Below are 25844 nucleotides of genomic sequence, written 5' to 3' on the forward strand. Positions count from 1 at the left end.
GCCGCGGCGGTTCAGATCTCCGGCGCCGGCGGCGCGCCGGGCTGGCGGGCGCACTCGCCGAAGATCCTGACCTTGCAGCCGACGCAGATCGCCGGGTCGAGGCGCGGCACGATCCGTGCGATTGCACTGTGCTTGTCGGAAAACACATGGTCCCGACCGAGCGCGTCGAGGAAGCCCGAGCGTTCCCACAGCTCCAGCACCGGCGGGCGCGGGCGGTGGAAATAGAGGTCGCCGCCGTCGGCCCGGCGGGCGCGCAGCTCCTCGTCCCAGACCTGGGCCCCGGCCGGGTCGATGAAGTTCATGCTCTTGCTCATGACCAGCAGGTGGCGCGGCGCGGCGGGCGCCGCGCGCAGGTGGTGCAGGGTGTCCGACACGTGCTGGGCGGCGCCGAAGTAGACCGCCCCCTCCATGCGCAGCAGCTTGAGCTGCGGGCACTCCGGCAGCGCCTCGGTCTGGCCGTCGAGCACGACGAAGGGGCGGTCCGGCGCCACGGAATCGAACCCCATCGTGCGCATGGCCGGCCGCGCCGTGCGTTGCAGGTAGCTGCTCAGCGACAGGATGCTGCCGAGCAGTATCGCGATCTCGAGCCTGAGGCTCACGGTGGCCACCGCGGTGGCCGCAGCGATCGCGAAGTCGCTGCGTTCTAGCCGCATCAGGCGCCGCCAGCCGGGCAGGTCGAGCAGGTTCCAGGCGACCGGCAGCAGCACCGCGGCGATCGCCGCGTTCGGGATCAGCGCCAGCAGCGGGGCGCTCACCAGCACCAGCAACAGCAGCAGCCCGGCCGAGAACACCGAAGCCAGTGGCGTGCGCGCACCGGCCTCGAGGTTGGGGATCGAACGGTTCAGCGATCCGCAGGAGACATAGGCGGAGGTCAGGCCTCCCACCACGTTGGACAGGCCCTGGCCGAGGAACTCGCGGTTGGCGTCGATGCGCTGGCCCGAGCGGGCGGCCACGGCCTTGGCGATCGAGATCGACTGGGCGAGCGCCACCAGCGTCAGGGCGAAGGCGATGCTGACCAGGTCGCGCAGCCGCGAGATGTCGATGTCGGGCCAGTGCCAGCGGGGCCAGGGCAGCGGCACCTCACCGATCTGCTCGACGTGCCAGAACGTGCCGTCCTCATGGCCGGCGTTCAGCAGCACCGCGACCAGCGTGCCGGCCGCCAGCCCCAGCAGAAGCGCGGGCCAGCGCCGCTGCCAGTGCCGCACGGCGAGCGTGACCGCGAGGGCCACCACGCCGACGACCAGCGAACCGAGGTGCACCACCTCGAGCGGCCGCTGCCAGAGGGCCTCGAGCATCGGCCTCAACCCGGTGCCGGAACTCATGCCCAGCAGGTCGGGCAGGGCATGCAGCGCAATCAGCACCGAGGCGCCGGCGGTGAAGCCGAGCAAGGCCGCCGGCGAGATGAAGTTGGCGATGCTGCCCAGGCGCAGCGCGCCGATCAGGGTCTGCATCACGCCGACCAGCAGCGTGACGGTCAGCGCGAGCTCGATGTAGTCGGGGCTGCGCACCCAGGCGAGCGGCGTGAGCATGGCCGCCAGCGCCAGCGAGTTCGCGTTCGTCGGCCCCGACATCACGTGAAGGCTGGAGCCGAACAGCGCCGCGACGATGCACGGCAGGATGGCGGTGGCCAGGCCGTACTGCGGCGGCAGGCCGGCGAGCGAGGCGAAGGCGATGCCCTGAGGCAGTACCAGCACGGCGCCCAGCAGGCCGGCCAGCAGGTCGGCGCGCAGCGTCTCGCGCGACACGAGCCTGACCCACGGACCGAAGCAGCGTTGTAGCCAGGGCGGGCCGGCAGCCGGCGCAGCGGGTGAGGACATGCCGAATGATAGAAGCCGTTCCGGCCCCGCCGAGGGGCCGTGTCGCGGAGCAGAACGCGATGCGATATCGCGCGGCCCACCGTGTGGCCCAACTCGCTGCGTTGCACAATGTCCCGCACCGGGCGACGAATTCGACCTGGCATCCCGCCGGCCGACGTTCCGCCTTTCGCCATGGAGAGCTGAGCAGCATGACGCAGATTCCCACGCTCGAGACCGCGACCACGTCGAGGATCCACATGATCGGCGGCGAGAAGGGCGGTGTCGGCAAATCGCTCGTGTCGCGTCTGCTGGCGCAGTACCTCATCGACCACGAGGTCCCGTTCACCGGCTTCGATACCGACCGTTCGCACGGCTCGCTGATGCGCTTCTATGCAGGCTACGCCTCGCCGGTGCTGGCCGATCGCTACGAGGCGCTGGATGCGATCGTCGAGGCGGCCATCGAGGCCCCGGGCCGCCGTGTGCTGGTCGACCTGGCAGCGCAGACCCATGATCCTCTGGTGAAGTGGATGGATGAGTCGGGCGTGCTGGACCTGGCCGACATGTCCGGTGTCGCCATCCACTACTGGCACGTGATGGACTCCGGCAAGGACTCGGTCGATCTGCTCAAGCGCCTGCTCGACCGCTTCGGCCGGCGCCTGCGCTACGTGCTGGTGCGCAACCAGCTCCGCGGCGACGACTTCAGCCAGCTCGAGAAGTCGGGCGAACAGGATCGCGCGCTGGCACTGGGCGCTCGTGTGATCACGCTCAAGCGCCTGCACGACTCGGTGGTGCAGAAGATCGACGCCAGCAACAGCAGCTTCTGGGCCGCGCGCAACTCGCCCGGCAGCGAAGGCCCGAGCCTGGGTCTGATGGAGCGCCAGCGTCTCAAGCTCTGGCTGAACCACGCCTTCAGCGAGATCGAGACGGCGGGGGTCTGACCGCGGCGGCCCGCCGCAAGTCGGGCCTTCGTCACGCTCCGGGCGCGGCGCTATTGAAACGCCGTGAGCGACCCCTATAATCTGTCGCTAGCACTCGCGCAGACTGAGTGCTAACAAGCCGGAGACGGCATCATCGTCTCTGGCTGCGCAATTGTGAGCTTGCGCTAACTGCGCGAAACAAGTCCGTAGATATTCGATACCCATCAAGGAGATGCGATGAAACTTCGTCCTTTGCACGATCGCGTGATCGTCAAGCGCCTCGAACAGGAAACCAAGACCGCTTCGGGCATCGTGATCCCCGACAACGCCGCCGAGAAGCCCGACCAGGGTGAAGTGCTGGCCGTGGGTCCGGGCAAGCGCAACGACAAGGGCGACTTCATCGCCCTGAACTGCAAGGTCGGCGATCGCGTGCTGTTCGGCAAGTACAGCGGCCAGACCGTCAAGGTCGACGGTGACGAACTGCTGGTGATGCGCGAGGAAGACCTCTTCGCCGTGGTTGAAAAGTAAATCGCGTGCGATTTGCTTTCGTCGCAGGCTGACTTCGCGCAGCGAAGTCAAGGCCCCAAGGGTCGGCCGTAGACAGAAGAATTCCCCGGCGCGAGCCGGCAAATCAGATTTCGGAGAATACAAATGGCAGCTAAAGACGTCGTTTTCGGAGGTGAAGCCCGCGCGCGCATGGTCGAAGGCGTGAACATCCTGGCCAACGCGGTCAAGGTGACGCTGGGCCCGAAGGGCCGCAACGTGGTGCTCGAGCGTTCGTTCGGCGCCCCGACCGTGACCAAGGACGGTGTGTCCGTGGCCAAGGAAATCGAGCTGAAGGACAAGCTCCAGAACATGGGCGCCCAGATGGTCAAGGAAGTCGCTTCCAAGACCTCGGACAACGCCGGTGACGGCACCACCACCGCCACCGTGCTGGCCCAGGCGATCGTGCGCGAAGGCATGAAGTACGTGGCCGCGGGCATGAACCCGATGGACCTGAAGCGCGGCATCGACAAGGCCGTCGTGAGCTTGGTCGAGCAGCTGAAGAAGCAGTCGAAGCCGACCACCACCAGCAAGGAAATCGCCCAGGTCGGCACCATCTCGGCGAATTCGGACGACGACGTCGGCCAGATCATCGCGTCGGCGATGGACAAGGTCGGCAAGGAAGGCGTCATCACCGTCGAAGACGGCAAGAGCCTGAACAACGAGCTCGACGTGGTCGAAGGCATGCAGTTCGACCGCGGCTACCTGTCGCCCTACTTCATCAACAACCCGGAAAAGCAGAGCGCGGTGCTCGACAACCCGTTCGTGCTGCTCTACGACAAGAAGATCAGCAACATCCGTGACCTGCTGCCGACGCTGGAGCAGGTGGCCAAGTCGGGCCGTCCGCTGCTGATCATCGCCGAGGAAGTCGAAGGCGAAGCGCTCGCGACGCTGGTGGTCAACACCATCCGCGGCATCCTGAAGGTCGTGGCCGTCAAGGCGCCGGGCTTCGGTGACCGTCGCAAGGCGATGCTCGAGGACATCGCGATCCTGACCGGCGGCAAGGTCATCGCCGAGGAAGTCGGCCTGACGCTCGAGAAGGTCACGCTGGCCGACCTGGGCCAGGCCAAGCGCGTCGAGGTGGGCAAGGAAAACACCACGATCATCGACGGCGCCGGCGCCGCGGGCGACATCGAAGCCCGCGTCAAGCAGGTGCGCGTGCAGATCGAGGAAGCCACCAGCGACTACGACCGCGAGAAGCTCCAGGAGCGCGTGGCCAAGCTCGCCGGCGGCGTGGCCGTCATCAAGGTCGGTGCCGCCACCGAAGTCGAGATGAAGGAAAAGAAGGCCCGTGTCGAAGACGCCCTGCACGCCACGCGTGCCGCGGTGGAAGAAGGCATCGTGGCCGGCGGTGGCGTGGCGCTGCTGCGCGCCAAGCAGGCCGCCGGTGCGATCAAGGGCGACAACGCCGACCAGGACGCCGGCATCAAGCTGATCCTGCGTGCGATCGAGGAGCCGCTGCGCATCATCGTCACCAACGCCGGTGACGAAGCCAGCGTGGTGGTGAACGCCGTGCTCGCCGGCAAGGGCAACTACGGCTACAACGCCGCCAACGGCACCTACGGCGACATGATCGAGATGGGCATCCTGGACCCGACCAAGGTGACCCGCACCGCGCTGCAGAACGCCGCCTCGGTGGCCGCGCTGATGCTGACGACGGAAGCCATGGTCGCCGAGTCGCCCAAGGACGACGCGCCGGCCGGCGGCATGCCGGGTGGCATGGGCGGCATGGGTGGCATGGGCATGGACATGTGATGTCCCGCCGGCCTCCCACGGGAGGCCGGCCGCCTGGGCTCTGCCCAGAACCGCGTCAGCAAGGGCCGCAGAAATGCGGCCCTTTTTCATGCGCGTTCGGCGAACGCTCCCGGGATAATCGGGCGCATGGATGTCTCGCCGCTGCTGCAGCGCTACCTCGACAGCTGTCTCGCGGAGGTGCCGCGCTGGATGAGCCGGGTCGCGAACGAGGCCCTGCAGGCGCTGCACGCACCGACCACCCGCAGCGCGCTGCGCGAACTGCCGGCGCGCCCGCGCGACGACGCCGAGCTGGCCCTGCGTCACAACCATCCGCTGTGGGCGCGTCGCGTCGGTGAGTTGCTGGGTTCGCGCTGGCGCAGCGAGATCGAGGCCGGCGCGCCCGACGCGGGCGCGACGCTGTCGCCGCGTCCGGCCTGGTCGGCCGAAGCGCTGACGCTGGTCGACGAAGCCGAGGCCGAAGAGAACATCGAGCTGCTGCGCGCGGTGCAGCTGGTCGACCACGCCGCCGAGCACGAGCTGCACGAGCTGCAGTCGCGCACAGCGACGCTGCGCGGCCAGGACGCGGTGCGCGCGACCTCCAACCTGCTGCGGCCCGAGCTGCTGGTGCGGGCGGTGTGGGACGCCAGCGAGGTGCTGGGCCTCGGCGCACCGGCCCGCAAGGCACTGATGCGCGCCAGCGGCGAGCCGCTGGCACAGGCGCTGAAGCAGGTCGCGATCGACGCCGGCCGGCGCCTGGCCGACTGGGGGGTCGGCCAGGCGGCCTGGAAGGCCAGCTCCACGCCGGCGGCACGGCGGGTCGCGCCGCCGAATTCCGGCTACGACCTGACGCGTCCCGGCGCACTCGACAGCCTGCGCAGCCGCCTCAGCACGCGCTACGCGAACATCGACGGTGCCACGCGCGCCGGTCCGATGGACGAGGCCGATTCGCTGCAGCAGCTCGACCGCAATCTGGTGCATGTGCTGGCGCGGCGACCGCTGGGGATCCAGGGCGCCGACCGCCTGATGGCCCGGCTGCCCTTCCTCGAGGCGGCCGGCCGCCACGACGACGACCGCGAGATCATGCTGCTGGTGGCCCACCTGAGCGGCGCCGTGCTCGACGACGCGCTGCTGCCGCTGCCGGTGCGTTCCACGCTGGCCAGCTTGCAGGCACCGTTGCTGCGCGTGGCGCTGCGCGAGCCCCGGGTGCTGGAGGATCACTCGCACCCGATCTGGCAGATGATGATTCGGCTCGCGTCGCACACGGCCGGCTTCCAGGACGACGATGATCCCCGGCTGTGCGCGTTGCTGCTCGACGTCGAGGTGCTGTTCACGCGCCTGCAGGCGGCCACGCCGGCGATCGCGGTGCACGCGCAGGCGCTGACCGCGCTCGATTCGCTGCTGGTCGGCGAGCTCGACGCCGAGCGGCGTGAGGCCGCTGCGCCGATCGCCAAGCTGCAGGCGGCCGCGCGGCGCGTCACGATGGTCGAGGCGCTGCGCCGGCAGGTGCGACTCGAACTGCAGGACGCGACCTCGCCGTGGCGCATCGAGGGCAGTACGCCGGCCCGCCCGGCCGCGGCGGTGGTGCTGGACGAGACGCTGCAGCACTTCCTCACCGGGCCGTGGCCCGAGGTGCTGGCGCATGCCCTGATCAACGACGGCGAGCAGGCCGACACGACGCGCGGTCTGCTGGCCGTGGTGCCGGATCTGCTCGCCAGCCTTGCGCCGCTGCGCAGCGAGGACGACCGTCGCCGCCTGGTGGCCGCGGTGCCGGGCCTGGTGCAGCGACTGCAGCAGGGCATGGCGCGCATCGCCACACCTCCCTCGCAACGCGATGCCGTGCTGGCCACCCTGATGGCATGCCACACCGACCTGTTGCGGCCGATCGGGAGTGCGGCGGTGTCCCTCACGCCAGAGGAAATCGTGCGCCGGATGCGCGAGGAAGAACTGCCGGACGAGCCAGCGCCGCGCACGCCGGCCGGCGACTCGATGTTCGACATCGCGACGCTCGACACCGTGCCGGCGGCGCTGATGCCCGAGGCGCCGGTGGCGGGCGCGCGCGGCTGGCTGCAGCACCTGGCGGTCGGTACCTGGTGCCGGTTGGTCGCCCGCGGCGACTGGACCGTGGCGCGCGTGTTGTGGGTCGACGAGTCGCGCGAGCACTGGCTGTTCAGCGACGCCGAACTCGGACTCACGCACGGCCTCACGCGGCGTGCGCTCGAGCGCCTGGCCGACGGCGGCCTGGCCGGGCCACTGGAGCAGCGCAACCTCATCGAGCGCGCCGTCGACGCCCTGATGGCGCCGCCGCGCGGCCGCGACACCACGTTGGGCTGAGGCGCGGCGTCATCGCGCCACCGTCGCGGGGATCGTGCGAGAGCCCCGCACAATCCCGGCATGTACCGCATCCGCGTCCTGTCGTCGCTCCGGGGAGGCTTGATCGTTGCGATCGTCGCAGCGGCGGCAATGGCCGAGGCGGGCGGCATGTCACCGTCGCCACTGCCGGCCGCCGCGTCTGCCGCCTCCGCCCCGGCCGCGGCCCGTGCCGCGGCACCCGAGCCTCGATCCTTGCAACCCGCGGGGCGGCCGCGCATCGGCCTCGTGCTGTCGGGTGGGGGAGCGCGCGGTCTCGCGCACGTCGGCGTGCTGAAGGTGCTGGAGCGCGAGCGCATCCCGATCGATGTGATCGCAGGCACCTCGATGGGCGCGATCATCGGCGGCTTGTATGCGAGCGGCATGAGCGCCGAGTCGCTGGAGCGCGAGCTGCTCAAGGTCGACTGGGACCAGCTGTTCGCGACCCGCGTCGCGCGCCGCGAGCTGTCGCAGCGGCGCAAGGAGACGGACTTCGAGATCGCCTCGGCGCTCGAGATCGGCCTGCGCGACGGCGAGCTGCGCGTGCCGATCGGCACGCTGTCGAGCCGCGGGCTGGAGTCGCTGCTGCGCCGGTACACGCTGCCGGTGCGTGCGGTGCGCGATTTCGACCGCCTGCCCACGCCCTTTCGTGCCGTCGCCACCGACATGGAGAACGGTCAGCCGCTGGTGCTGAAGGAGGGCGATCTGGCGCTTGCGATGCGATCGAGCATGAGCGTGCCCGGCGTGTTCGCACCGACCGAGATCGAGGGGCGCATCCTCGGTGACGGCGGGCTGGTGAACAACCTGCCGGTCGACGTGGCGCGTGCGATGGGCGCCGATGTCGTGATCGCCGTCAACATCGGCACGCCGCTGGGTGCGCGCGACACGCTGGGCTCGCTGATCGGCGTGACCACGCAGATGATCAACATCCTGACTGAGCAGAACGTTCAGCGCAGCCTGGCGACGCTGGGCCCGCGCGATCTGCTGATCGCGCCGCAGCTCGGCCTGCTGAGCTCGGCCGACTTCGCGAAGGCCATGGAGCTCATCGAGCTGGGCGAGCTGCAGACGGCCCAAATGGTGCTGCAGCTCGAGGCCTATGGCGTCGATCAGGCCAGCTACCAGAGCTGGGCGCAGGCGCGGGCGCGGCCCGGTCTTCCTCAGCCCGTATTGGAGTTCGTGAAGTTCGACGGCAGCGAGGTCACGCGGCCGGAACGCTTCGCCGAGCAGCTCGAGACCCGTCCCGGCAAGCCCTTCGCCGCCGATGCCGCCGAGCGGGACGCGCGCCGCCTCGCGGCCAGCGGCGACTACACCCGCGTCGACTATCAGTTGCTGCGCACCGGCAGCGGCGACGACGGCGTGGTGTTCAACCTCGAGGAGAAGTCCTGGGGGCCGAACTACTTCCGCTTCGGGCTCGGTCTGTCCACCGACTTCAGCGGGCGCAGCAGCTTCAACGTCAAGATCGCCCACGTCTGGCGCTGGCTCGACGAGGTCGGCAGCGAGTGGCGCAACGTGGTCGAGATCGGCTCGCGGCCGGGCTGGTCCACCGAGTGGTACCGCCCGCTGGGCTGGAACACCTCGCTGGGCCACGATTGGTTCATCGCCCCGACAGCCAGCGCCGACCGCCGCGAGGTCGTCACCTACGCTGGTGCCGAAGGGCCCGAGAGCGGTCGCTTCCGCCGCAGCAGCCTGCGCCTCGGCGTCGACCTCGGCCAGCCCTGGGGCGAGTTCGGCGAGCTGCGACTCGGACCCTATCTGCAGCGCTGGGATGACAAGACGCTGATCGTCAGTCGCGACTTCGCCGCGCCCGGCGGCGGCACCGAGCGGCGCGAGATCGGCCTGCGTCTGCGGGCCATCGTCGACCAGCTCGACTACGCCTTCTTCGCGCAGGAGGGCTACCGGCTGGTCGGCGAGCTGGCCGGAGGGCGTGTGCGCAGCGGCAGCGATGCCGGTGAAGCCGAGCGCGACTTCAGCCGCGTCGAGGCCAACGTGAATGTCGCCACCACCTGGGCCGCCAAGCACACGCTGAACTTCTACGGCAGCACGCTGTTCGCCGGCCGCTCGGCGCCGCTGGGGCGCGGCCTGTATGCGCTCGGCGGCTTCCAGAATCTTTCGGGCTACGAACCGGGCCAGGTCGAGGGCAACTACCTGCTGTTCGGTCGCGCCAGCTACTACTACCGGCTGACCCCGCCTGCACTGACCCGTGGCTTCTTCGCCGGCTTGTCGTTGGAGGCTGGCAATGCCTGGGCCGAACGCCGCCAGATGAGCCTCGGCGACCTGCGCACCGGCACGAGCGTTTTCCTCGGTGCGGATACCGGGCTGGGCCCGCTCTATGTCGGCGTGGCCTACGCGCCGCGCGGCGACACCGCGGTCTACCTGCTGCTCGGCCGCCCCTGAGCGGCGGCGGCCGGTTCAGCCAGCCGGCGTCGATCCCGGCGCCGGCTCGCCGTGCGCCCAGGTGTGCAGCACCTGGGCGGCATCACCGACACCGCGCCGGCTCAGTGCCGAGAACAGCGCGAGGCTCAGGTCGGCGTCGTCGGTCGCCAACTGGCGAAGCACCCCCTGCGCGGCAGCGAGCGCGGCATCGGCCTCGCGGCGGTTGAGCTTGTCGGCCTTGGTCAGCAGCACCAGCAGCTTGATCTCTCCGGTGCCGACGCGCGGCGCCACGAAGGCCAGCAGCTGTTGATCGAGTTCGGTGAAGCCCAGCCGGGAATCGACCATCAGCACCACGCCCGACAGGCTGCGCCGCGTTTCCAGATACTCCGCCATCACCTGCTGCCAGCGCAGCTTTGCTCCGCGCGCGACGGCCGCGTAGCCGTAGCCGGGCAGGTCGGCGAACAGCGCGTCGGGCGCATCCTTCGGGCCGAGCGAGAACAGGTTGATGTGCTGGGTGCGGCCGGGCGTCTTCGAGGCGAAGGCCAGGCGCTTCTGCTGCGTCAGCAGGTTGATCGCGGTGGACTTGCCGGCGTTCGAGCGGCCCACGAAGGCAATCTCCGGCAGCTCGTTGACCGGCAGGTGTTCCATCCGCGCGGCGGTGGTGAGAAAGCGGGCGGTGTGGGTCCAGGCCAGCGCCACTTTGGCGGGGTCCGGGACCGCCGGAGTGGGCGAGTTCATGCGGCATTGTAAAATCGCTGGTTAGCCGACGGGTCTGACCCGTTCGCCACCCACTCCTCCATTGCTCGCCCATGAAGTCTCTCCTGTCGTTCCTGTTGGCCGCCGCCCTCGTGACCCCGGTTCTGGCGGAGGAGGCCAAGGCGCCTGCCAAGCCCGACCTCAAGAAGGGCGAGGCGATCTCCACTGCGGTGTGCGCCGCCTGCCACACCGCCGACGGCTCGCGCGGCAGCCCCGCCAACCCCATCCTGGCGGGCCAGCATCCCGAGTACCTCGCCAAGCAGCTGGCCGAGTTCAAGTCGGGCAAGCGCAACAACGCGATCATGAAGGGCTTCGCCTCGACCCTGAGCGAGGACGACATGCGCAACGTGGCGGCCTTCTACGCGAGCAAGCAGGCCAAGCCGGGCTTTGCCAAGAGCAAGGACACCGTCACGCTGGGCCAGCAGATCTACCGCGGCGGCATCGCCGACAAGCAGGTGCCGGCCTGTGCCGGCTGCCACAGCCCGACCGGTGCGGGCATCCCGGCCCAGTACCCGCGCGTCGGCGGCCAGCACGCCGACTACACCGAGGCGCAACTGGTGGCCTTCCGCGGCGGCGCACGCAACAACAACGCCCAGATGAGCGTTATCGCGGCCAAGCTCAGCGACAAGGAGCTCAAGGCCGTCGCCGACTACATCGCCGGGCTGCGCTGACCCGGACGCGCCGGCGCGCTTTCCCGAAGGCCGGCTCGACGCCGGCCTTCGTGTTTGTGCGGCGCGCCGGTTGAACTTTCGGGCTGTTGCCGCCTCTGCCTGTTCGCCCTTCGTCGAATCGTCCCTTTCCCATGACCGTCAGTACCACCGGCCTCGAACTGCCGACTCGCTCGCGCACGTTGCGCGCAGCGGTCGAGGTGCTGTCGTCGATGCGGTTCTCGATCACGCTGCTGACCGTGATCTGCATCGCCTCGGTCATCGGTACCGTGCTGCGGCAGCACGAGTCGATGAACAACTACGTGAACCAGTTCGGGCCGTTCTGGGCGCAGGTGTTCGACGCACTCGACCTCTATGCGGTCTACAGCGCCTGGTGGTTCCTGCTGATCCTGGCCTTCCTGGTCGCGTCGACCAGCCTGTGCATCGCGCGCAACGCGCCGAAGATCCTGGTCGATCTCAAGGCCTACAAGGAGCAGATCCGCGCGAGCAGCCTCAAGTCCTTCCATCACCGCGCCGAGGGCACACTCGCCGCGCCACGCGCCGAGGTGCTGGACCGCGTGTCGGCGTTGCTGGTCGCTGGCGGCTGGAAGGCCAAGCTGCAGGAACGCGAGGGCGGCGTGATGGTGGCGGCCCGAAAGGGCGCTGCCAACAAGCTCGGCTATCTGGCCGCGCACTCGGCGATCGTGCTGATCTGCATCGGCGGCCTGTTCGACGGTGACCTGGTGGTGCGTGCGCAGATGGCGCTGTTCGACAAGTCCGCCTGGCCCGGGGCCGGCCTGCTGCGCAACGTGCCGGCCGAGCATGTGCTCTCCGAGGGCAACCCGACCTACCGCGGCAACATCCTGGTCGGCGAAGGCCAGCGTGGCGGCACCGCGGTGATCCAGCTGAAGGACGGCGTGGTGCTGCAGCCGCTGCCGTTCGACATCGAGCTGAAGAAGTTCCTGGTCGACTTCTACCCGACCGGCATGCCCAAGCGATTCGCCAGCGACATCGTGCTGCACGACCGCGACACCGGCGCCACCCGCACCGCGACCGTGAAGGTCAACGAGCCGGTGCAGCACCGCGGCGTGATGATCTACCTGTCGAGCTTCGAGGACGGCGGCTCCAAGCTCAAGCTCCGGGGCTGGCCGCTGGGCGGCGGGACGCCGTTCCAGATGGACGGCGAGGTCGGCACCGAGACCAAGATCCAGAGCGAGCGCGACGGCCAGACGCTCGGCCTCGAGTTCACCGGCCTGCGCGTCATCAACGTCGAGAACCTCACGGCCGTCGATGCGAGCGGCGGCACCGACGTGCGCAAGGTCGATCTCGTCAACCGGCTCGAGAGCCACCTCGGTTCCGGCGCGAAGACGCGAACCGAGAAGACGCTGCAGAACGTCGGGCCGTCGATCAGCTACAAGCTGCGCGACGCGGCCGGCCAGGCCCGCGAGTACAACAACTACACGCTGCCGCTCACGCTCGATGGCCAGCGCGTCTTCCTCGCTGGGGTGCGTGAGACGCCCAACGAGCCATTCCGCTACCTGCGCATTCCGGCCGACGATGCCGACGGCCTGGCCGGCTGGATGCGGCTGCGCGGCGGCCTCAACGAGCGGGCGTTGCGCGAGGCCGCGGTGCAGCGCTACGTGGCCCGCGCCACGCCGGCCGACAAGCCCGAACTGGCGGAGCAACTGACAGTATCGGCGCGGCGCGCGCTGGACCTCTACGCCGGCATCGAGCCGGTGCGCGCGGGCGAACCGGCCGTCGGCGGGCTGCAGGCGCTGTCGGGCTTCCTGGAGGCCAGCGTGCCGGAAGCCGACCGCGAGCGCACCTCGGACGTGCTGCTGCGCATCCTCAACGGCACGCTGTTCGAGTTGCTGAACCTGACGCGCGAGCGCGCCGGCCTCAAGCCCCTCGTGCCCGACGAGGCCACCCAGGCCTTCATGACACAGGCCGTGCTGTCGCTCTCGGATGCCTTCTTCTACCCGGCGCCGGTGTTGCTGGCGCTGGACGACTACACCCAGGTGCAGGCCAGCGTGTTCCAGGTCACGCGCACGCCGGGCAAGACGCTGGTCTACCTCGGCTGCCTGTTCCTGATCATCGGCGTGTTCGCGATGCTCTATGTGCGCGAACGCCGCCTGTGGGTGTGGCTCGAGGACGCATCGGACGGCGGCGGCACGCGCCTGACCGCCGCGCTGTCGTCGACCCGGCAGACGCTCGACACCGACCGTGAGTTCGAGCAGATACGCGACAGCCTCCTAGCGAAGGAAAGCGCATGAACACCACCACGCCCCCCGCCATGCTGACGATCGGTCGCGGCGGCTACTTCGCCCGGCGCAGCGCCTTCGACTGGATCTTCGCGCTGCTGGTCGTGGCCGGTGCCGGCTATGCCTTCCAGCGCTATGGCAGCCACATGGACGGCTACGAACTCGGCATCCTCGCCGGCGCGACACCGCTGGTCATCGGCCTGGGCTGGTTCTGGGGCCCGCTGCGGGGCCTGGCGATCGCCGTCGCGCTGGCCAGCTTCCTCGCGATCGGCCTCTACAGCCGCACCACCGACGGCTTCGGTGCCGACCTCGAGGCCGGGCAGCAGCTGTTCCTGCTGAAGTACCTGTTCGCGAGCCAGACGGCGATCCTGTGGATGTGCACGCTGTTCTTCATGAGCACGCTGTTCTACTGGATCGGTTTCTTCAAGCAGCGCGACAGCCAGGCCACGGCCGAGAAGATCGGCTCGCTGCTGGCCTGGGGCGCGGTGTTCATGGCGCTCACCGGCACCATGGTGCGCTGGTACGAGAGCCACCAGATCGGCGCCGACATCGGCCACATCCCGGTCAGCAACCTCTACGAGGTGTTCGTGCTGTTCGCCTGGATGACGGCGCTGTTCTACCTGTACTTCGAGGCCAACTACCTGCAGCGCGCCGCCAGCACGGCCAGCGGCCAGGCCGCCAATGCCGGCAGCGGTGAGGGCAGCGTGCGCTCGCTCGGTGCCTTCGTGATGCTGATCGTCAGCGCGTCGGTCGGCTTCCTGCTCTGGTACACGGTGGCGCGCGAGGCGCAGGAGATCCAGCCGCTGGTGCCGGCGCTGCAGAGCTGGTGGATGAAGGTGCATGTGCCGGCCAACTTCGTCGGCTACGGCACCTTCGCGCTGGCCGCGATGGTCGCCTGGGCCTACCTGCTGAAGACGGCCGCGACGCGGGCCCTGGTGACCGCTTTCATCGTCCTGCCGGTGGGCTTGCTGGCGGTGCTGGGGGCCTTTGCGGCGTTCGCGCCGCTGCAGGCCGAAACGGTGGGTTCGCTCGGCTCGGCGATGCGCCTGATCGGCGGCGTCGGCGCCTTCTTCGCGCTGACGCTGGCGCTGCGCCGGCCGATCGTCGCCAAGCTGCCGGCGCTGGAACTGCTCGACGACGTGATGTACCGCGCCATCGCGGTCGGCTTCGCTTTCTTCACGATCGCGACCGTGCTCGGCGCGCTGTGGGCCGCCGAGGCCTGGGGCGGCTACTGGAGCTGGGACCCGAAGGAGACCTGGGCGCTGATCGTCTGGCTCAACTACGCGGCCTGGCTGCACATGCGGCTGATGAAGGGGCTGCGCGGCACGGTGGCTGCCTGGTGGGCGCTGGTCGGCCTGGTGGTCACCACCTTTGCCTTCCTCGGCGTGAACATGTTCCTGTCGGGCCTGCACTCCTACGGGCAGTTGTAAGCGGCAGGACGCTGCGCCGATTAAAGTCGGCAGCGTCATGCCCTATGCCTTGCGCCACGCCGACGGCCGCGTCCTAAGCCTGCACCGCCACCCGGAAGCGGGCGCGGAGTTTCTGCCGCCTGACCACCCGGAGGTGCAGGCCTTCGTCGGCGCCGGCAGCACGCCGCAGAGCGAGTTCGCGAAGCTCGACGCCGACGTCGTGCGCGTGCTCGAAGACCTGATCGACGTGCTGATCGCCCGCCAGGTCCTGCGCATCACCGACCTGCCGGTGCAGGCGCAGGAGAAGCTGTACGCACGCAAGAGCTTCCGCGATCGCAAGCCGGCCCAGGCGCTGCGCCTGTACGGCGACGAGGACGACGACGGCATCCTCTCCACCGATTTCTCGGCGCTCTGACGGGTCGCCCGGGACGCGTGCCCGGGCTGTAAGGTTGCTCGTCGCGCCGCGACTGTTGTGCAAGGATGTGCGGCCCGTGACGGAACTCCCGCCCCGCGCCGGCCTTCGAACCTCCGCGTTCCTCACCAGGCGACCGACCATGCTGATTCCCCGACAGGCCCGCGCGGGCTACCTCCATCCCGTGGCCAGCGAGATCACGCCGCGTGCGGCCTACGAGCAGCGGCGCGAGTTCCTGCGCCTGCTGGCCGCCGGCGGCGCCGGCGCCGCGCTGGCCGGCTGGGCGCAGCGCGACGCGCTGGCGCAGGCTCCCCGCGCCGGCAAGCTCGCGGCCCTGCCCGGCGCGCGCAGCGGCGTAGCCGGCGCCTCGACAGTCGAGAAGCAGACCGCCTACGCGGACGCCACCAGCTACAACAACTTCTACGAGTTCGGCACCGGCAAGGAAGACCCGGCGCGCAATGCCGGCAAGCTGCAGACGCGGCCCTGGACGGTGGCGATCGAGGGCGAGGTGAAGAAGCCGCAGACCCTCGGCATCGAGGACCTGCTCAAGCTCGCCCCGATGGAGGAGCGCATCTACCGACTGCGCTGCGTCGAGGGCTGGTCGATGGTGATTCCCTGGGTCGGCTACTCGCTGGCGGAACTGATCAAGCGCGTCGAGCCGACCGGCAACGCGAAGTTCATCGAGTTCGTGACCCTGGCCGACCCGAAGCAGATGCCCTTCGTCGGCTCGCGCGTGCTCGAGTGGCCCTACGTCGAAGGCCTGCGCCTCGATGAGGCCCTGCACCCGCTGACCCTGCTGGCCTTCGGCATGTACGGCGAGGTGCTGCCCAACCAGAACGGCGCGCCGGTGCGGCTGGTCGTGCCGTGGAAGTACGGGTTCAAGAGCGCCAAGTCCCTCGTCAAGATCCGCTTCGTCGAGCAGCAGCCGAAGACCGCCTGGTTCAAGGCGGCCTCGCACGAGTACGGCTTCTACTCGAACGTGAACCCCAAGGTCGACCACCCGCGCTGGAGCCAGGCCACCGAGCGCCGCATCGGTGAGGACGGCATCTTCCAGAAGAAGCGCCCGACGCAGATGTTCAACGGCTACGAGGCGCAGGTCGGTCAGCTCTACGCGGGCCTCGATCTCGCCAAGAACTTCTGACGATGAGCGCCACGCTGCCGGCGCCCCGGGGTGCGCGCCGCAACGCATCGGTGCTGCTGCGGCCAGCCGCCAAGCCACTGCTGTTCGTGGCGAGCCTGCTGCCGCTCGCCTGGCTGCTCTACGGCGCCCTGGCCAACACGCTGGGCGCCAACCCGGCCGAGGCGCTGATCCGCGCCACCGGCGACTGGACGCTGCGCTTCCTCTGCCTCACGCTGGCCGTCACGCCGCTGCGGCAATGGACCGGCCAGCCGGCTTTGCTGCGCTTTCGGCGTATGCTGGGCCTGTTCACCTTCTTCTACGGCGTGCTGCACTTCCTCTGCTACGCTTGGCTGGACATGGGCTTCGATCTCGCCGAGATCACGCGCGACATCCCGAAGCGGCCGTTCGCGCTGGTCGGCTTCGCCGCCCTGCTACTGATGGCGCCGCTGGCGGCCACCTCGTTCAACCGCGCAATCCGGGCGCTGGGCGCGAAACGCTGGCAGGCGCTGCACCGGCTTGTCTACGCCGTGGCGCTGCTAGCGATCCTGCACTTCTTCTGGATGCGCTCGGCCAAGCACAACTATGCCGAGGTCGCGGTCTACGCGGCCATCCTCGCGGTGCTGCTGGGCTGGCGCCTGGTCGCGCACCTGCGGCGCCGGCCGGTCGCCGCAGGTTGACGGCGGAGGCTCAGCTGCGCGGGATCTCGCGCGGGCTGCCGTCCATGTTGATCGCCACGTAGGTCAGGTTGGCCTCGGTCACCTTGACCACCACCGGGTCCGCCGGGTTGCGTTCGGCGTAGACCACGACGTGCACCGTGACGGACGTGCGGCCGATGCGCTCGACGCGGGCGTAGAAGCTGAGCAGGTCACCGACCGACACCGGCTGCTTGAAAACGAACTGGTTGACCGCCACTGTGACAATGCGGCCACGCGCCACGCGGGCCGGCAGCACCGCGCCCGCCAGGTCGACCTGGGCCATGATCCAGCCGCCGAAGATGTCGCCGTTGGGGTTGGCGTCGGCCGGCATCGGCATGACCCGCAGCACGAGCACGAGGTCAGGATCGACCTGGGTGAGGTTGGCGCCCAGCTGGTTGGGCTGGTGGTGCGGGCTGTCGTTCATCGTGGGCTCGGCGGCTGAGGGCGGGTCTTGTGGAGATTGTGATTGATGCGTCGCGCTGAAACCCTGAGTCCGCCGCCGGCCGCTGCCGGCCCGGCTGCACCTGCTGCGGGCCCGGCCGCTGCGGCGCGCTCCGACTGGGCGACGCTCGCCCGGCTGCTGCCCTACCTGTGGGTCTACAAGTTCCGCGTGATCGCGGCGCTGGCCTGCCTGATCACGGCCAAGGTCGCCAACGTCGGCGTCCCGTTGCTGCTGAAGCAGTTGGTGGATGCGCTGTCCATCCCGCTGGGCGATCCGCGTGCCGCGCTGGTGGTGCCGGCGGGACTGCTGCTGGCCTACGGCGCGCTGCGGCTGTCGACCTCGCTGTTCACCGAGCTGCGCGAGCTGGTGTTCGCCAAGGCGACCGAGGGCGCCTCGCGCAGCATCTCGCTGCAGGTGTTCCAGCACCTGCACGCGCTGAGCCTGCGTTTCCACCTCGAGCGCCAGACCGGCGGCATGACGCGCGACATCGAGCGAGGCACGCGTGGCGTGCAGTCGCTGATCTCGTATTCCCTCTACAGCATCCTGCCCACGCTGGTCGAGGTCAGCCTCGTGCTCGGGCTGCTGGCGGTCAAGTTCGACGCGATGTTCGCGTGGATCACGCTGGCCGCGCTGGTGGTCTACATCGGGTTCACGGTGCTCGTGACCGAGTGGCGCACGAAGTTCCGCAAGACGATGAACGAGCTGGACTCGAGCTCGCATTCCAAGGCGATCGACTCGCTGCTGAACTACGAAACCGTCAAGTACTTCAACAACGAGGACTTCGAGGCGAAGCGCTACGACGAGAGCCTCGATCGGCTGCGCCGGGCGAAGCTCAAGTCGCAGTCGACGCTGTCGCTGCTCAACACCGGCCAGCAGCTGCTGATCGCCATCGCGCTGATCGCGATGCTGTGGCGCGCCACGGAGGGCGTGGTGTCCGGACGCATGACGCTGGGCGACCTGGTGATGATCAACGCCTTCATGATCCAGCTCTACATCCCGCTCAATTTCCTGGGCGTGATCTACCGCGAGATCAAGCAGGCGCTGACCGACCTCGACAAGATGTTCGACCTGCTGGAGCGCGAGCGCGAGGTGCGCGACGCACCCGACGCTCAGGACCTGCACGCCGAGGCGCCGCCGGTCGTGCGCTTCGAGAACGTCGGATTCGCCTACGAAGCGGGGCGGCCCATCCTGCACGGCCTGAGCTTCGAGATCCCGGCCGGCCACACGATCGCGGTGGTCGGGCCGTCGGGTGCGGGCAAGAGCACGCTGGCGCGGCTGCTGTACCGCTTCTACGACGTGAGCGAGGGCCGCATCACGATCGCCGGCCACGACATCCGCCAGCTCACCCAGGCCAGCCTGCGCCGCGCCATCGGCATCGTGCCGCAGGACACCGTGCTGTTCAACGACACCGTGGCCTACAACATCGCCTACGGCCGACCCGGGGCGACCCAGGCCGAGATCGAGGCGGCGGCCCAGGCGGCTCGCATCCACGGTTTCATCGCATCGACCCCGAAAGGCTACGGCACGATGGTCGGCGAGCGTGGCCTGAAGCTGAGCGGCGGCGAGAAGCAGCGCGTGGCGATCGCGCGCACGCTGCTGAAGAATCCGCCGATCGTGATCTTCGACGAGGCCACCTCGGCGCTCGACTCGGCCAACGAGCGGGCCATCCAGGCCGAGCTGCAGACCGCGGCGCGCAACAAGACCGCACTGGTCATCGCGCACCGGCTGTCGACCGTGGTCGACGCCGATCAGATCCTGGTGATGGAGGCGGGCCGCATCGTCGAGCGCGGCACGCATGCGGAGCTGCTGGCCCGAGAAGGGCGCTATGCACAGATGTGGGCGCTGCAGCAGCAAGGCGGCGCCGAGGCGGCGGCCGACGTCGCCGCGTCCTGAGCCGCGGGGGGCCGTTCAGCCCGCGCTGGAGCCACCCGCGGGCGGGGTGCCGTCGACCGGTGGCGTGTCGTCCGCCGCTTCGCCGGCCTCGGGCTCGCCGCCTTCACCGGCACCCGAGCCGGTGGACTTGCGCTTGAGCTTCTCTTCCTTCTTGCGCTTCTTCGCCAGCTCGCGCTGGCGCTTCTCGTAGGAGTAGTTCGGGGTGGCCAATCAGCCCTCCTGGGTGTCAGTGCCTGCATGGTAACCGGGCAGCCCGGCCTGCAGCAGCCGCGCCAGCAGCGCGCCCGGCGTCTCGCCGCCGGCCTCGGCGGCGGCATGGAGCGCCGCCACCAGCGGGGCTGGCAGCTTGGTGGCGAACGGCACCAGCCCGGCCGCCTGGTCCAGACGGCGCTGTTCACGCCGGTCGAGCGCCGGCAGGGCCGCCGCGCCGAAGCGCTGCGGTGTGCCAGACTGCGAGAGCCGCCCCAGGGTCTTCTTGGCCTTGTCCTTCTCCAGATCGAACTTCTTGCTCGGCATCGCGACACTCTCCATGGCTCTCAAATCAACGGTCTTCAAGGCCGAACTCCAGGTCGCCGACATGGACCGTGCCCACTACGGCACCCATGCGCTGACGCTGGCCCAGCACCCGTCGGAGAACGACGAGCGGATGATGGTGCGGCTGCTCGCCTACGCCTTGCATGCCGAAGGCGAGGATCGGGCGCCATTGTCCTTCGCCAACGCGATGACCGAGATGGACGAGCCCGATCTGTGGCGGCGCAGCCTGGTCGGCGACATCGAACTGTGGGTCGATGTCGGCCAGCCGGAAGAGAAATGGGTGCGCAAGGCCAGCCACCGTTCGCGCGAGGTGGTGCTGTACATCTACGGCCGCAACGGCAGCCTGTGGTGGGGGCAGAACCGCGGGCCGCTGGAGAAGCTGGCGAACCTGCGCGTTCGCCAGGTCCCGGCCGAGGCGAGCACGGCGCTCGCGCTGCTGGCCCGCCGCAGCATGCGGCTGCAGTGCACGGTGCAGGACGGGACGGTCTGGCTCGGCGATGGCGACGCGACCGTGGAGGTGGAGTTGGTGGAGCTGAAGGAAGCCGTGCTCCGTTGAACCGGCGCCGCGAAGCGCCGGGCGCTGGCTACACTGCGGCGCGTGGAGACCAAGTGGCTGGAAGACTTCGTGAGCCTGGCCGAGACGCGCAGCTTCTCGCGCTCGGCCCAACTGCGCCACGTCACCCAGCCGGCGTTCTCGCGCCGGATCCAGGCGCTGGAGGCCTGGGCCGGCACCGATCTGGTCGACCGCTCGTCCTACCCGACCCGCCTCACGCCGGCCGGCGAGAGCTTCCACGCCCAGGCCCTGGAGATCCTGGTGGCGCTGCAGGCCACCCGCAACCTGCTGCGCGGTCACCGGGCCGCGGGGCCGGACATGATCGAGTTCGCGGTGCCCCACACGCTGGCATTCGCCTTCTTTCCGCACTGGATCATGGAGCTCAACCGCGACCTGAAGCGCGAATCCGGTGCGCTGAAGAGCCGCCTGATCGCACTCAATGTGCACGATGCGGTGCTGCGCCTGACCGAGGGCAGCTGCGACCTGCTGATCGCCTACCACCACCCGGCGCAGCCGCTGCAGCTCAACACCGACCGCTACGAGATGCTGACGCTCGGCGAGGAGTCGCTGCGCGCCTACGCCAAGGCCGGGCCGGACGGCGAGCCGCTGTTCCGCCTGCCCGGACGTGAGCGCGAGCGGGTGCCCTTCCTGGGCTATGCCAGCGGCGCCTACCTCGGGCAGCTGGTGGACCTGATCATCAAGCAGACGCCGCTGCCGGTGCTGCTCGACCCGATCTACGAGACCGACATGGCCGAGGGCCTGAAGGCGATGGCGCTCGAGGGGCATGGCCTGGCCTTCCTGCCGGCCAGTTCGGTGCGCAAGGAGCTGAAGACGCGCAAGCTGGTGCCGGCCGCGCCGTCGGGCAGCTTCGAACTCAGCATGGAGGTGCGCATCTACCGCGAGCGCCCCGAGGTCGCGAAGCACGTCAAGCCGGGCGTCCGGGCGCTGTGGGCACACCTGTTGCAGGCCGGCGCCGGGCCGCTGTCGGCCGGCGCGGCGCCGCGGGCAGCGGCCTGAGCCGCGCGGGGTATGGCACGAACCCTGCTCGCGTTCCGGGGCGATGCACCTGTGGCGACCCCGTATGGCCTGCACGCCGAGCCTCCTGTAGATTTTTGCTCTTCCGTTACCGATCCCCACAAGGAGTCTTCATGAAGAAATCGCTCTTGATCCTCGTGACCGCGCTGGCCGCCACCGGCCTCGCCCAGGCCGAGGACACCCTGAAGAAGGTCAAGGACTCCGGCGCCATCACCCTCGGTGTGCGCGAGTCCTCCGGTGTCCTGTCGTACACGCTGGGTGGTGCCAAGTACGTCGGCTACCACGTGGCGATCTGCGAGAAGGCGGTCGAGGACATCGAGAAGGCGGTCGGCCGCAAGCTCAAGGTCAACTACCAGCCGGTGACATCGCAGAACCGCATCCCGCTGGTGCAGAACGGCACCGTCGACCTCGAGTGCGGCTCGACCACCAACAACGCCACCCGCCAGAAGGACGTGGCCTTCGCCAACACCACCTTCGTCGAGGAAGTGCGGATGGCGGTCAAGACCAGCTCGGGCATCAAGTCGATCGCCGACCTGCAGGGCAAGACGGTGGCCACGACCACCGGAACGACCTCGGTGCAGACGCTGCGCAAGAACAAGCGGGCCGAGAACATGGAGTTCAAGGAAGTGTTCGGCAAGGACCACTCCGACAGCTTCCTGCTGGTCGACAGTGGCCGCGCCGACGTGTTCGTGATGGACGGCAGCCTGCTGGCCGGGCTGATCGCGCGCAGCAAGAATCCGGCGGACTTCAAGATCGTCGGCGAGGTGCTGTCGGTCGAGCCGATCGCCATCATGATGCGCAAGGACGACGAGGCGCTGCTGAAGCTGGTCAACGCCACGATCGCCGGCATGGTGAAGTCGGGCGAAATCAACGCGCTCTACGACAAGTGGTTCATGCAGCCGACGCCGCCCACCGGCGCGAAGGTCGGCCTGCCGATGAGCGACACCCTCAAGGACACGCTGAAGCACCCCAACAACAAGCCGATGGAAGACTACGCGAAGAAGTGATCCAGGCAGACCGGGCCGGGGCAGCAGCATCGCCCCGGCTTGAGTCGGGCGCGCGATAAGGGTACAACCCAACCGCGCCGCTCCGTCGGGCGCAGAAAGCGCGCTCGCACACCCCAGGAAAGGGAGGCCTCGTGGCCACATGGGACTGGCAGGTGTTCTGCAAGAACACCCTCGATGGCGAGGTCATCCCCCGCTGCTTCGGCAGCGGCGGCGACATCACCTATCTCGACTGGATGATCTCGGCCTGGGGCTGGACGCTGTCGGTGGCCCTGCTGGCGCTGCTGGTCGCGCTGCTGGTCGGCTCGCTGGTCGGCATCCTGCGCACGCTGCCCGACAAGCGGCTGGTGTTCCTGGGCAATGCGTGGACCGAGATCTTCCGCAACGTCCCGCTGCTGGTCCAGGTGTTCCTCTGGTACCACGTGATCCCGTCGCTCTTCACCAGCCTGCGCAGCGTGCCCAGCTTCGTGCTGGTGGTGTTTGCGCTGGGCTTCTTCACCTCGGCGCGCATTGCCGAGCAGGTCAAGGCGGGCATCCAGAGCCTGCCGCGCGGCCAGAGCTACGCCGGCCTCGCGATGGGCCTCACGCTGGGCCAGACCTACCGCCATGTGCTGCTGCCGATGGCGTTCCGCATCGTCATTCCGCCGCTCACCAGCGAGTCGATGAACATCATCAAGAACTCGTCGGTCGCGTTCGCGGTGAGCATCGCCGAGCTGACGATGTTCGCGATGCAGGCGCAGGAGGAAACCTCGCGCGGGGTCGAGGTCTACCTGGCGGTGACGGCGCTGTACTTCATCTCGGCCTTCGCCATCAACCGCATCATGCTGGTCGTCGAGGAACGCCTGCGCGTGCCCGGCATGGCGGGAGGCAAATGATGAACCCCCACGTCCCTTTGCTCCTTCCCCCCAAGGGGGCTCGGCCTGCCCTTGGGGTGGCCCGGCGGGAGGCCTGAGATGCTGAACCTCGATTTTTCCTTCCTGAACTGGGACGTCGTCTCCGGCTTCGTCCTCAAGGGCCTGGTCTTCTCGGTGCAGCTCACGCTGATCGCGATGGTCGGTGGCATCGTGCTGGGCACCCTGCTGGCGCTGATGCGGCTGTCGGGCAAGAAGTGGCTGGTGGTCCCGGCGGCGTTCTACGTCAACACGCTGCGTTCCATCCCGCTGGTGATGGTGATCCTGTGGTTCTTCCTGCTGATCCCGTTGCTGATCGGGCGGCCGATGGGCGCCGAGCTGTCGGCCATCATCACCTTCACGGTGTTCGAGGCGGCCTACTACTCCGAGATCATGCGCGCCGGTATCCAGAGCGTGCCCAAGGGCCAGGTCTATGCCGGCTACGCGGTCGGCATGACCTACTCGCAGAGCATGCAGCTGATCGTGCTGCCGCAGGCCTTCCGCAACATGCTGCCGGTGCTGATGACGCAGACCATCATCCTGTTCCAGGACACCTCGCTGGTCTACGCGATCGGCGCCTACGACCTGCTCAAGGGCTTCGAGGTCGCCGGCAAGAACTTCAACCGTCCGGTCGAGACCTACCTGGTCGCCGCCGTCGTCTACTTCGTGATCTGCTTCAGCCTGAGCATGCTTGTGCGCCGGCTGCAGAAGAAGATCGCCATCATCCGCTGATCAGGAGAGCGCCGTGATCGACATCAAGAACATCAGCAAGTGGTACGGCAGCTTCCAGGTGCTGACCGACTGCACCACCAACGTCAAGAAGGGCGAGGTGGTGGTGGTGTGCGGGCCCTCGGGCTCCGGCAAGAGCACGCTGATCAAGACCGTGAACGCGCTTGAGCCGTTCCAGAAGGGCGACATCGTCGTCGACGGCATCAGCATCGCCGACCCCAAGACCGACCTGCCCAAGCTGCGCTCTCGCGTCGGCATGGTGTTCCAGCACTTCGAGCTGTTCCCGCACCTGAGCGTCACCGAGAACCTGACCCTCGCGCAGATCAAGGTGCTCAAGCGCAACCCCGACGAGGCCAAGAAGCGCGGCCTGAAGATGCTCGAGCGCGTGGGCCTGATCGCTCACAAGGACAAGTTTCCCGGCCAGCTCTCGGGTGGCCAGCAGCAGCGCGTGGCCATCGCCCGCGCGCTGAGCATGGACCCGATCGTGATGCTGTTCGACGAGCCGACCTCGGCGCTCGACCCCGAGATGGTGGGCGAAGTGCTCGACGTGATGGTGCAGCTGGCCAACGAGGGCATGACCATGATGTGCGTGACCCACGAGATGGGCTTCGCGCGCAAGGTCAGCCACCGTGTGATCTTCATGGACCAGGGCAAGATCTGCGAGGACTGCAAGAAGGAAGACTTCTTCGGCGATCCCTCGGCCCGCTCCCCGCGCGCGCGCGACTTCCTGTCGAAGATCCTGCAGCACTGAAGCCGGGCGCCCCGCGGCTCAGGGCTCGATCGCGATCCCGACCACCGGCTGGCCACCGGCGATGCGGCCGATGGCCGTGGCGGCGCCCGTGGCGAGGTCGATCCGCACCCAGCGCGACACCTGGCCGTCGTGGTCGGTGAGGGCGGCATAGGCGGTGTTGTTCACGTCGCCGATGTCGAAGCTGGCGCGCTCGAAGGCGCCGGCGTTCAGCGGGCCCACCGTCCGCAACCGGCCGGTGTTCGGCGACACCGCGGGCTGCACGCCCTCGCGGCTGCCCTGCGTGATCAGCACGCCCAGGCGGGCGTCGATCGCGAAGTTGGTGGTGAGCTTCTCGTCCTGCTGGTTGTAGGTGTAGCCGGCGGCCACCACGGCCGGCGTGCGGCCGGCGTTGACGTCGGCGGCGTCGTAGGCGAGCGGGCCGTCGATCTGTGTGCCCTCGGTCTTCGGGTCGGCGTCGACGACGGCCCCGGTGTCCGGGTGCAGCCGCAGGTTCTGGCCGGTGTCGCTGACGATGCGCAGGCGGTCCACCGTCGGGTTGAAGTCGACGCCGAACTCGCTACCCTGCAAGGCGATGGCCAGCGGCGAGCCGACCGGCGTGGCGGCGGCGCTGGCCGTGTCGATGCGGTACAGCCGGCCGCTGCTGCCCAGCGCGAACAGTTGCCCGCGGGCGACGCGGTAGTCGAGGCCGAGCACCCGCTCGCCGGGCTGCAGGCCGGTGAGGGTGCGCCGGTCGAGCAGCTTCTGCGGCTGGCCGGCGTTGAAGCGCAGCAAGCGCTGCTCGGCATCGACCGCGACGATGGTTTCCTTGGCCGGCGGGCCGAGCGGTTCGTCGGTGGAGGGCGCCATGACGGCACAGCCAGCCGCCGCGAGCGTGGCCAGCACGCCGGCGGCGAGGAAGGTTCGGGTCATCCAGGGTCTCCGGTGAAGGTTCGTGGGCAGGGGCCTGACGGCCCGGTCGCGGATGCTGCCGGGCCGGCCGCGGTCGTGATCGCCGGAACAGCGCA

General features: G+C 69.0%; 24 protein-coding genes. 18 read left to right on the forward strand and 6 right to left on the reverse strand.

Going from position 1 to position 25844, the window contains the following annotated elements:
- Positions 1–11: 11 nt before the first annotated feature.
- Positions 12–1817 (reverse strand): SulP family inorganic anion transporter, encoded by a 1806-nt coding sequence (locus tag MPE_RS02125; protein ID WP_011828025.1) that lies wholly within the window; start codon positions 1815–1817, stop codon positions 12–14.
- A gap of 188 nt (positions 1818–2005) precedes the next feature.
- Between MPE_RS02125 and MPE_RS02130 the strand changes: the two genes are divergently transcribed.
- The 5 genes from MPE_RS02130 (at position 2006) to MPE_RS02150 (ending at position 9730) form a co-directional block, all read left to right on the forward strand.
- A complete protein-coding gene (locus MPE_RS02130) occupies positions 2006–2734 on the forward strand; it encodes a P-loop NTPase family protein (RefSeq protein ID WP_011828026.1) in 729 nt (242 codons plus the stop codon).
- Positions 2735–2950: 216 nt separating this feature from the next.
- Entirely contained in the window at positions 2951–3241 is a 291-nt protein-coding gene (locus MPE_RS02135) for a co-chaperone GroES (protein ID WP_011828027.1), read from the forward strand.
- Between the two features lie 123 nt (positions 3242–3364).
- Positions 3365–5011: a chaperonin GroEL gene (gene groL / locus MPE_RS02140; protein WP_011828028.1), complete on the forward strand. Its 1647-nt coding sequence runs from the start codon at positions 3365–3367 to the stop codon at positions 5009–5011.
- A gap of 126 nt (positions 5012–5137) precedes the next feature.
- On the forward strand, positions 5138–7321 hold the full coding sequence (locus MPE_RS02145) for a DUF1631 family protein (protein ID WP_011828029.1): 2184 nt from the start codon (positions 5138–5140) through the stop codon (positions 7319–7321).
- A 60-nt stretch (positions 7322–7381) separates the two neighbouring features.
- Complete coding sequence (locus MPE_RS02150) at positions 7382–9730, forward strand: patatin-like phospholipase family protein (RefSeq protein WP_148210872.1); 2349 nt, start codon at positions 7382–7384, stop codon at positions 9728–9730.
- Positions 9731–9745: 15 nt separating this feature from the next.
- On the opposite strand, the gene yihA is transcribed toward MPE_RS02150, so the two are convergent.
- Entirely contained in the window at positions 9746–10447 is a 702-nt protein-coding gene (yihA, locus tag MPE_RS02155; protein ID WP_011828031.1) for a ribosome biogenesis GTP-binding protein YihA/YsxC, read from the reverse strand.
- A 71-nt stretch (positions 10448–10518) separates the two neighbouring features.
- On the opposite strand from yihA, the gene MPE_RS02160 reads away from it, so the two are divergent.
- From MPE_RS02160 to msrQ, 6 genes are all read left to right on the forward strand, one after another.
- A complete protein-coding gene (locus MPE_RS02160; protein WP_011828032.1) occupies positions 10519–11136 on the forward strand; it encodes a c-type cytochrome in 618 nt (205 codons plus the stop codon).
- 131 nt (positions 11137–11267) lie between these two features.
- Positions 11268–13385 (forward strand): cytochrome c biogenesis protein ResB, encoded by a 2118-nt coding sequence (locus tag MPE_RS02165; RefSeq protein ID WP_041929499.1) that lies wholly within the window; start codon positions 11268–11270, stop codon positions 13383–13385.
- Entirely contained in the window at positions 13382–14803 is a 1422-nt protein-coding gene (gene ccsB / locus MPE_RS02170) for a c-type cytochrome biogenesis protein CcsB (RefSeq protein ID WP_011828034.1), read from the forward strand. The genes MPE_RS02165 and ccsB overlap by 4 nt, the downstream gene beginning before the upstream one ends.
- Before the next feature lie 37 nt (positions 14804–14840).
- Positions 14841–15197, forward strand: a complete 357-nt coding sequence (locus MPE_RS02175; RefSeq protein WP_011828035.1) for a hypothetical protein — start codon at positions 14841–14843, stop codon at positions 15195–15197.
- Between the two features lie 139 nt (positions 15198–15336).
- Positions 15337–16335: a protein-methionine-sulfoxide reductase catalytic subunit MsrP gene (msrP, locus tag MPE_RS02180; protein ID WP_041929500.1), complete on the forward strand. Its 999-nt coding sequence runs from the start codon at positions 15337–15339 to the stop codon at positions 16333–16335.
- A gap of 2 nt (positions 16336–16337) precedes the next feature.
- Positions 16338–16991, forward strand: coding sequence for a protein-methionine-sulfoxide reductase heme-binding subunit MsrQ (gene msrQ, locus MPE_RS02185; protein ID WP_011828037.1), 654 nt, complete (start codon positions 16338–16340; stop codon positions 16989–16991).
- A 10-nt stretch (positions 16992–17001) separates the two neighbouring features.
- Here msrQ and MPE_RS02190 read toward each other — a convergent pair whose 3' ends face one another.
- The gene (locus tag MPE_RS02190) at positions 17002–17433 is read right to left on the reverse strand and encodes an acyl-CoA thioesterase (protein WP_011828038.1); all 432 of its coding nucleotides are present in this window, start codon (positions 17431–17433) and stop codon (positions 17002–17004) included.
- 45 nt (positions 17434–17478) lie between these two features.
- Between MPE_RS02190 and MPE_RS02195 the strand changes: the two genes are divergently transcribed.
- Positions 17479–19344 (forward strand): ABCB family ABC transporter ATP-binding protein/permease, encoded by a 1866-nt coding sequence (locus tag MPE_RS02195; protein WP_011828039.1) that lies wholly within the window; start codon positions 17479–17481, stop codon positions 19342–19344.
- Positions 19345–19359: 15 nt separating this feature from the next.
- Here the strand turns inward: MPE_RS02195 and MPE_RS02200 are convergent, their stop codons facing one another.
- Both MPE_RS02200 and MPE_RS02205 read right to left on the reverse strand, forming a co-directional pair.
- On the reverse strand, positions 19360–19554 hold the full coding sequence (locus MPE_RS02200; RefSeq protein ID WP_011828040.1) for a hypothetical protein: 195 nt from the start codon (positions 19552–19554) through the stop codon (positions 19360–19362).
- Entirely contained in the window at positions 19555–19860 is a 306-nt protein-coding gene (locus MPE_RS02205; RefSeq protein WP_041929840.1) for a hypothetical protein, read from the reverse strand. It abuts the gene before it with no gap.
- A gap of 13 nt (positions 19861–19873) precedes the next feature.
- On the opposite strand from MPE_RS02205, the gene MPE_RS02210 reads away from it, so the two are divergent.
- From MPE_RS02210 to MPE_RS02235, 6 genes are all read left to right on the forward strand, one after another.
- Positions 19874–20434: a YaeQ family protein gene (locus tag MPE_RS02210; RefSeq protein WP_011828041.1), complete on the forward strand. Its 561-nt coding sequence runs from the start codon at positions 19874–19876 to the stop codon at positions 20432–20434.
- A 42-nt stretch (positions 20435–20476) separates the two neighbouring features.
- Positions 20477–21448, forward strand: a complete 972-nt coding sequence (locus tag MPE_RS02215) for a LysR family transcriptional regulator (protein ID WP_011828042.1) — start codon at positions 20477–20479, stop codon at positions 21446–21448.
- A 131-nt stretch (positions 21449–21579) separates the two neighbouring features.
- Complete coding sequence (locus MPE_RS02220) at positions 21580–22473, forward strand: amino acid ABC transporter substrate-binding protein (protein ID WP_011828043.1); 894 nt, start codon at positions 21580–21582, stop codon at positions 22471–22473.
- 131 nt (positions 22474–22604) lie between these two features.
- Positions 22605–23345: an amino acid ABC transporter permease gene (locus MPE_RS02225; protein WP_011828044.1), complete on the forward strand. Its 741-nt coding sequence runs from the start codon at positions 22605–22607 to the stop codon at positions 23343–23345.
- Between the two features lie 78 nt (positions 23346–23423).
- Entirely contained in the window at positions 23424–24092 is a 669-nt protein-coding gene (locus tag MPE_RS02230) for an amino acid ABC transporter permease (RefSeq protein WP_011828045.1), read from the forward strand.
- Between the two features lie 13 nt (positions 24093–24105).
- Complete coding sequence (locus MPE_RS02235) at positions 24106–24840, forward strand: amino acid ABC transporter ATP-binding protein (RefSeq protein ID WP_011828046.1); 735 nt, start codon at positions 24106–24108, stop codon at positions 24838–24840.
- Between the two features lie 18 nt (positions 24841–24858).
- On the opposite strand, the gene MPE_RS02240 is transcribed toward MPE_RS02235, so the two are convergent.
- Positions 24859–25749 (reverse strand): DUF4394 domain-containing protein, encoded by an 891-nt coding sequence (locus tag MPE_RS02240; RefSeq protein ID WP_011828047.1) that lies wholly within the window; start codon positions 25747–25749, stop codon positions 24859–24861.
- Between the last annotated feature and the right edge of the window lie 95 nt (positions 25750–25844).

It is taken from the genome of Methylibium petroleiphilum PM1, assembly GCF_000015725.1.
Taxonomy (GTDB): Bacteria; Pseudomonadota; Gammaproteobacteria; order Burkholderiales; family Burkholderiaceae_C; genus Methylibium; species Methylibium petroleiphilum.

Bases quoted from the DNA above. Each gene is read 5' to 3' on its own strand.
- MPE_RS02125 (WP_011828025.1), bottom strand. From the start codon at position 1,817: ATGTCCTCACCCGCTGCGCCGGCTGCCGGCCCGCCCTGGCTACAACGC.
- MPE_RS02130 (WP_011828026.1), top strand. From the start codon at position 2,006: ATGACGCAGATTCCCACGCTCGAGACCGCGACCACGTCGAGGATCCAC.
- MPE_RS02135 (WP_011828027.1), top strand. From the start codon at position 2,951: ATGAAACTTCGTCCTTTGCACGATCGCGTGATCGTCAAGCGCCTCGAA.
- groL (WP_011828028.1), top strand. From the start codon at position 3,365: ATGGCAGCTAAAGACGTCGTTTTCGGAGGTGAAGCCCGCGCGCGCATG.
- MPE_RS02145 (WP_011828029.1), top strand. From the start codon at position 5,138: ATGGATGTCTCGCCGCTGCTGCAGCGCTACCTCGACAGCTGTCTCGCG.
- MPE_RS02150 (WP_148210872.1), top strand. From the start codon at position 7,382: ATGTACCGCATCCGCGTCCTGTCGTCGCTCCGGGGAGGCTTGATCGTT.
- yihA (WP_011828031.1), bottom strand. From the start codon at position 10,447: ATGAACTCGCCCACTCCGGCGGTCCCGGACCCCGCCAAAGTGGCGCTG.
- MPE_RS02160 (WP_011828032.1), top strand. From the start codon at position 10,519: ATGAAGTCTCTCCTGTCGTTCCTGTTGGCCGCCGCCCTCGTGACCCCG.
- MPE_RS02165 (WP_041929499.1), top strand. From the start codon at position 11,268: ATGACCGTCAGTACCACCGGCCTCGAACTGCCGACTCGCTCGCGCACG.
- ccsB (WP_011828034.1), top strand. From the start codon at position 13,382: ATGAACACCACCACGCCCCCCGCCATGCTGACGATCGGTCGCGGCGGC.
- MPE_RS02175 (WP_011828035.1), top strand. From the start codon at position 14,841: ATGCCCTATGCCTTGCGCCACGCCGACGGCCGCGTCCTAAGCCTGCAC.
- msrP (WP_041929500.1), top strand. From the start codon at position 15,337: ATGCTGATTCCCCGACAGGCCCGCGCGGGCTACCTCCATCCCGTGGCC.
- msrQ (WP_011828037.1), top strand. From the start codon at position 16,338: ATGAGCGCCACGCTGCCGGCGCCCCGGGGTGCGCGCCGCAACGCATCG.
- MPE_RS02190 (WP_011828038.1), bottom strand. From the start codon at position 17,433: ATGAACGACAGCCCGCACCACCAGCCCAACCAGCTGGGCGCCAACCTC.
- MPE_RS02195 (WP_011828039.1), top strand. From the start codon at position 17,479: ATGCGTCGCGCTGAAACCCTGAGTCCGCCGCCGGCCGCTGCCGGCCCG.
- MPE_RS02205 (WP_041929840.1), bottom strand. From the start codon at position 19,860: ATGCCGAGCAAGAAGTTCGATCTGGAGAAGGACAAGGCCAAGAAGACC.
- MPE_RS02210 (WP_011828041.1), top strand. From the start codon at position 19,874: ATGGCTCTCAAATCAACGGTCTTCAAGGCCGAACTCCAGGTCGCCGAC.
- MPE_RS02220 (WP_011828043.1), top strand. From the start codon at position 21,580: ATGAAGAAATCGCTCTTGATCCTCGTGACCGCGCTGGCCGCCACCGGC.
- MPE_RS02230 (WP_011828045.1), top strand. From the start codon at position 23,424: ATGCTGAACCTCGATTTTTCCTTCCTGAACTGGGACGTCGTCTCCGGC.
- MPE_RS02240 (WP_011828047.1), bottom strand. From the start codon at position 25,749: ATGACCCGAACCTTCCTCGCCGCCGGCGTGCTGGCCACGCTCGCGGCG.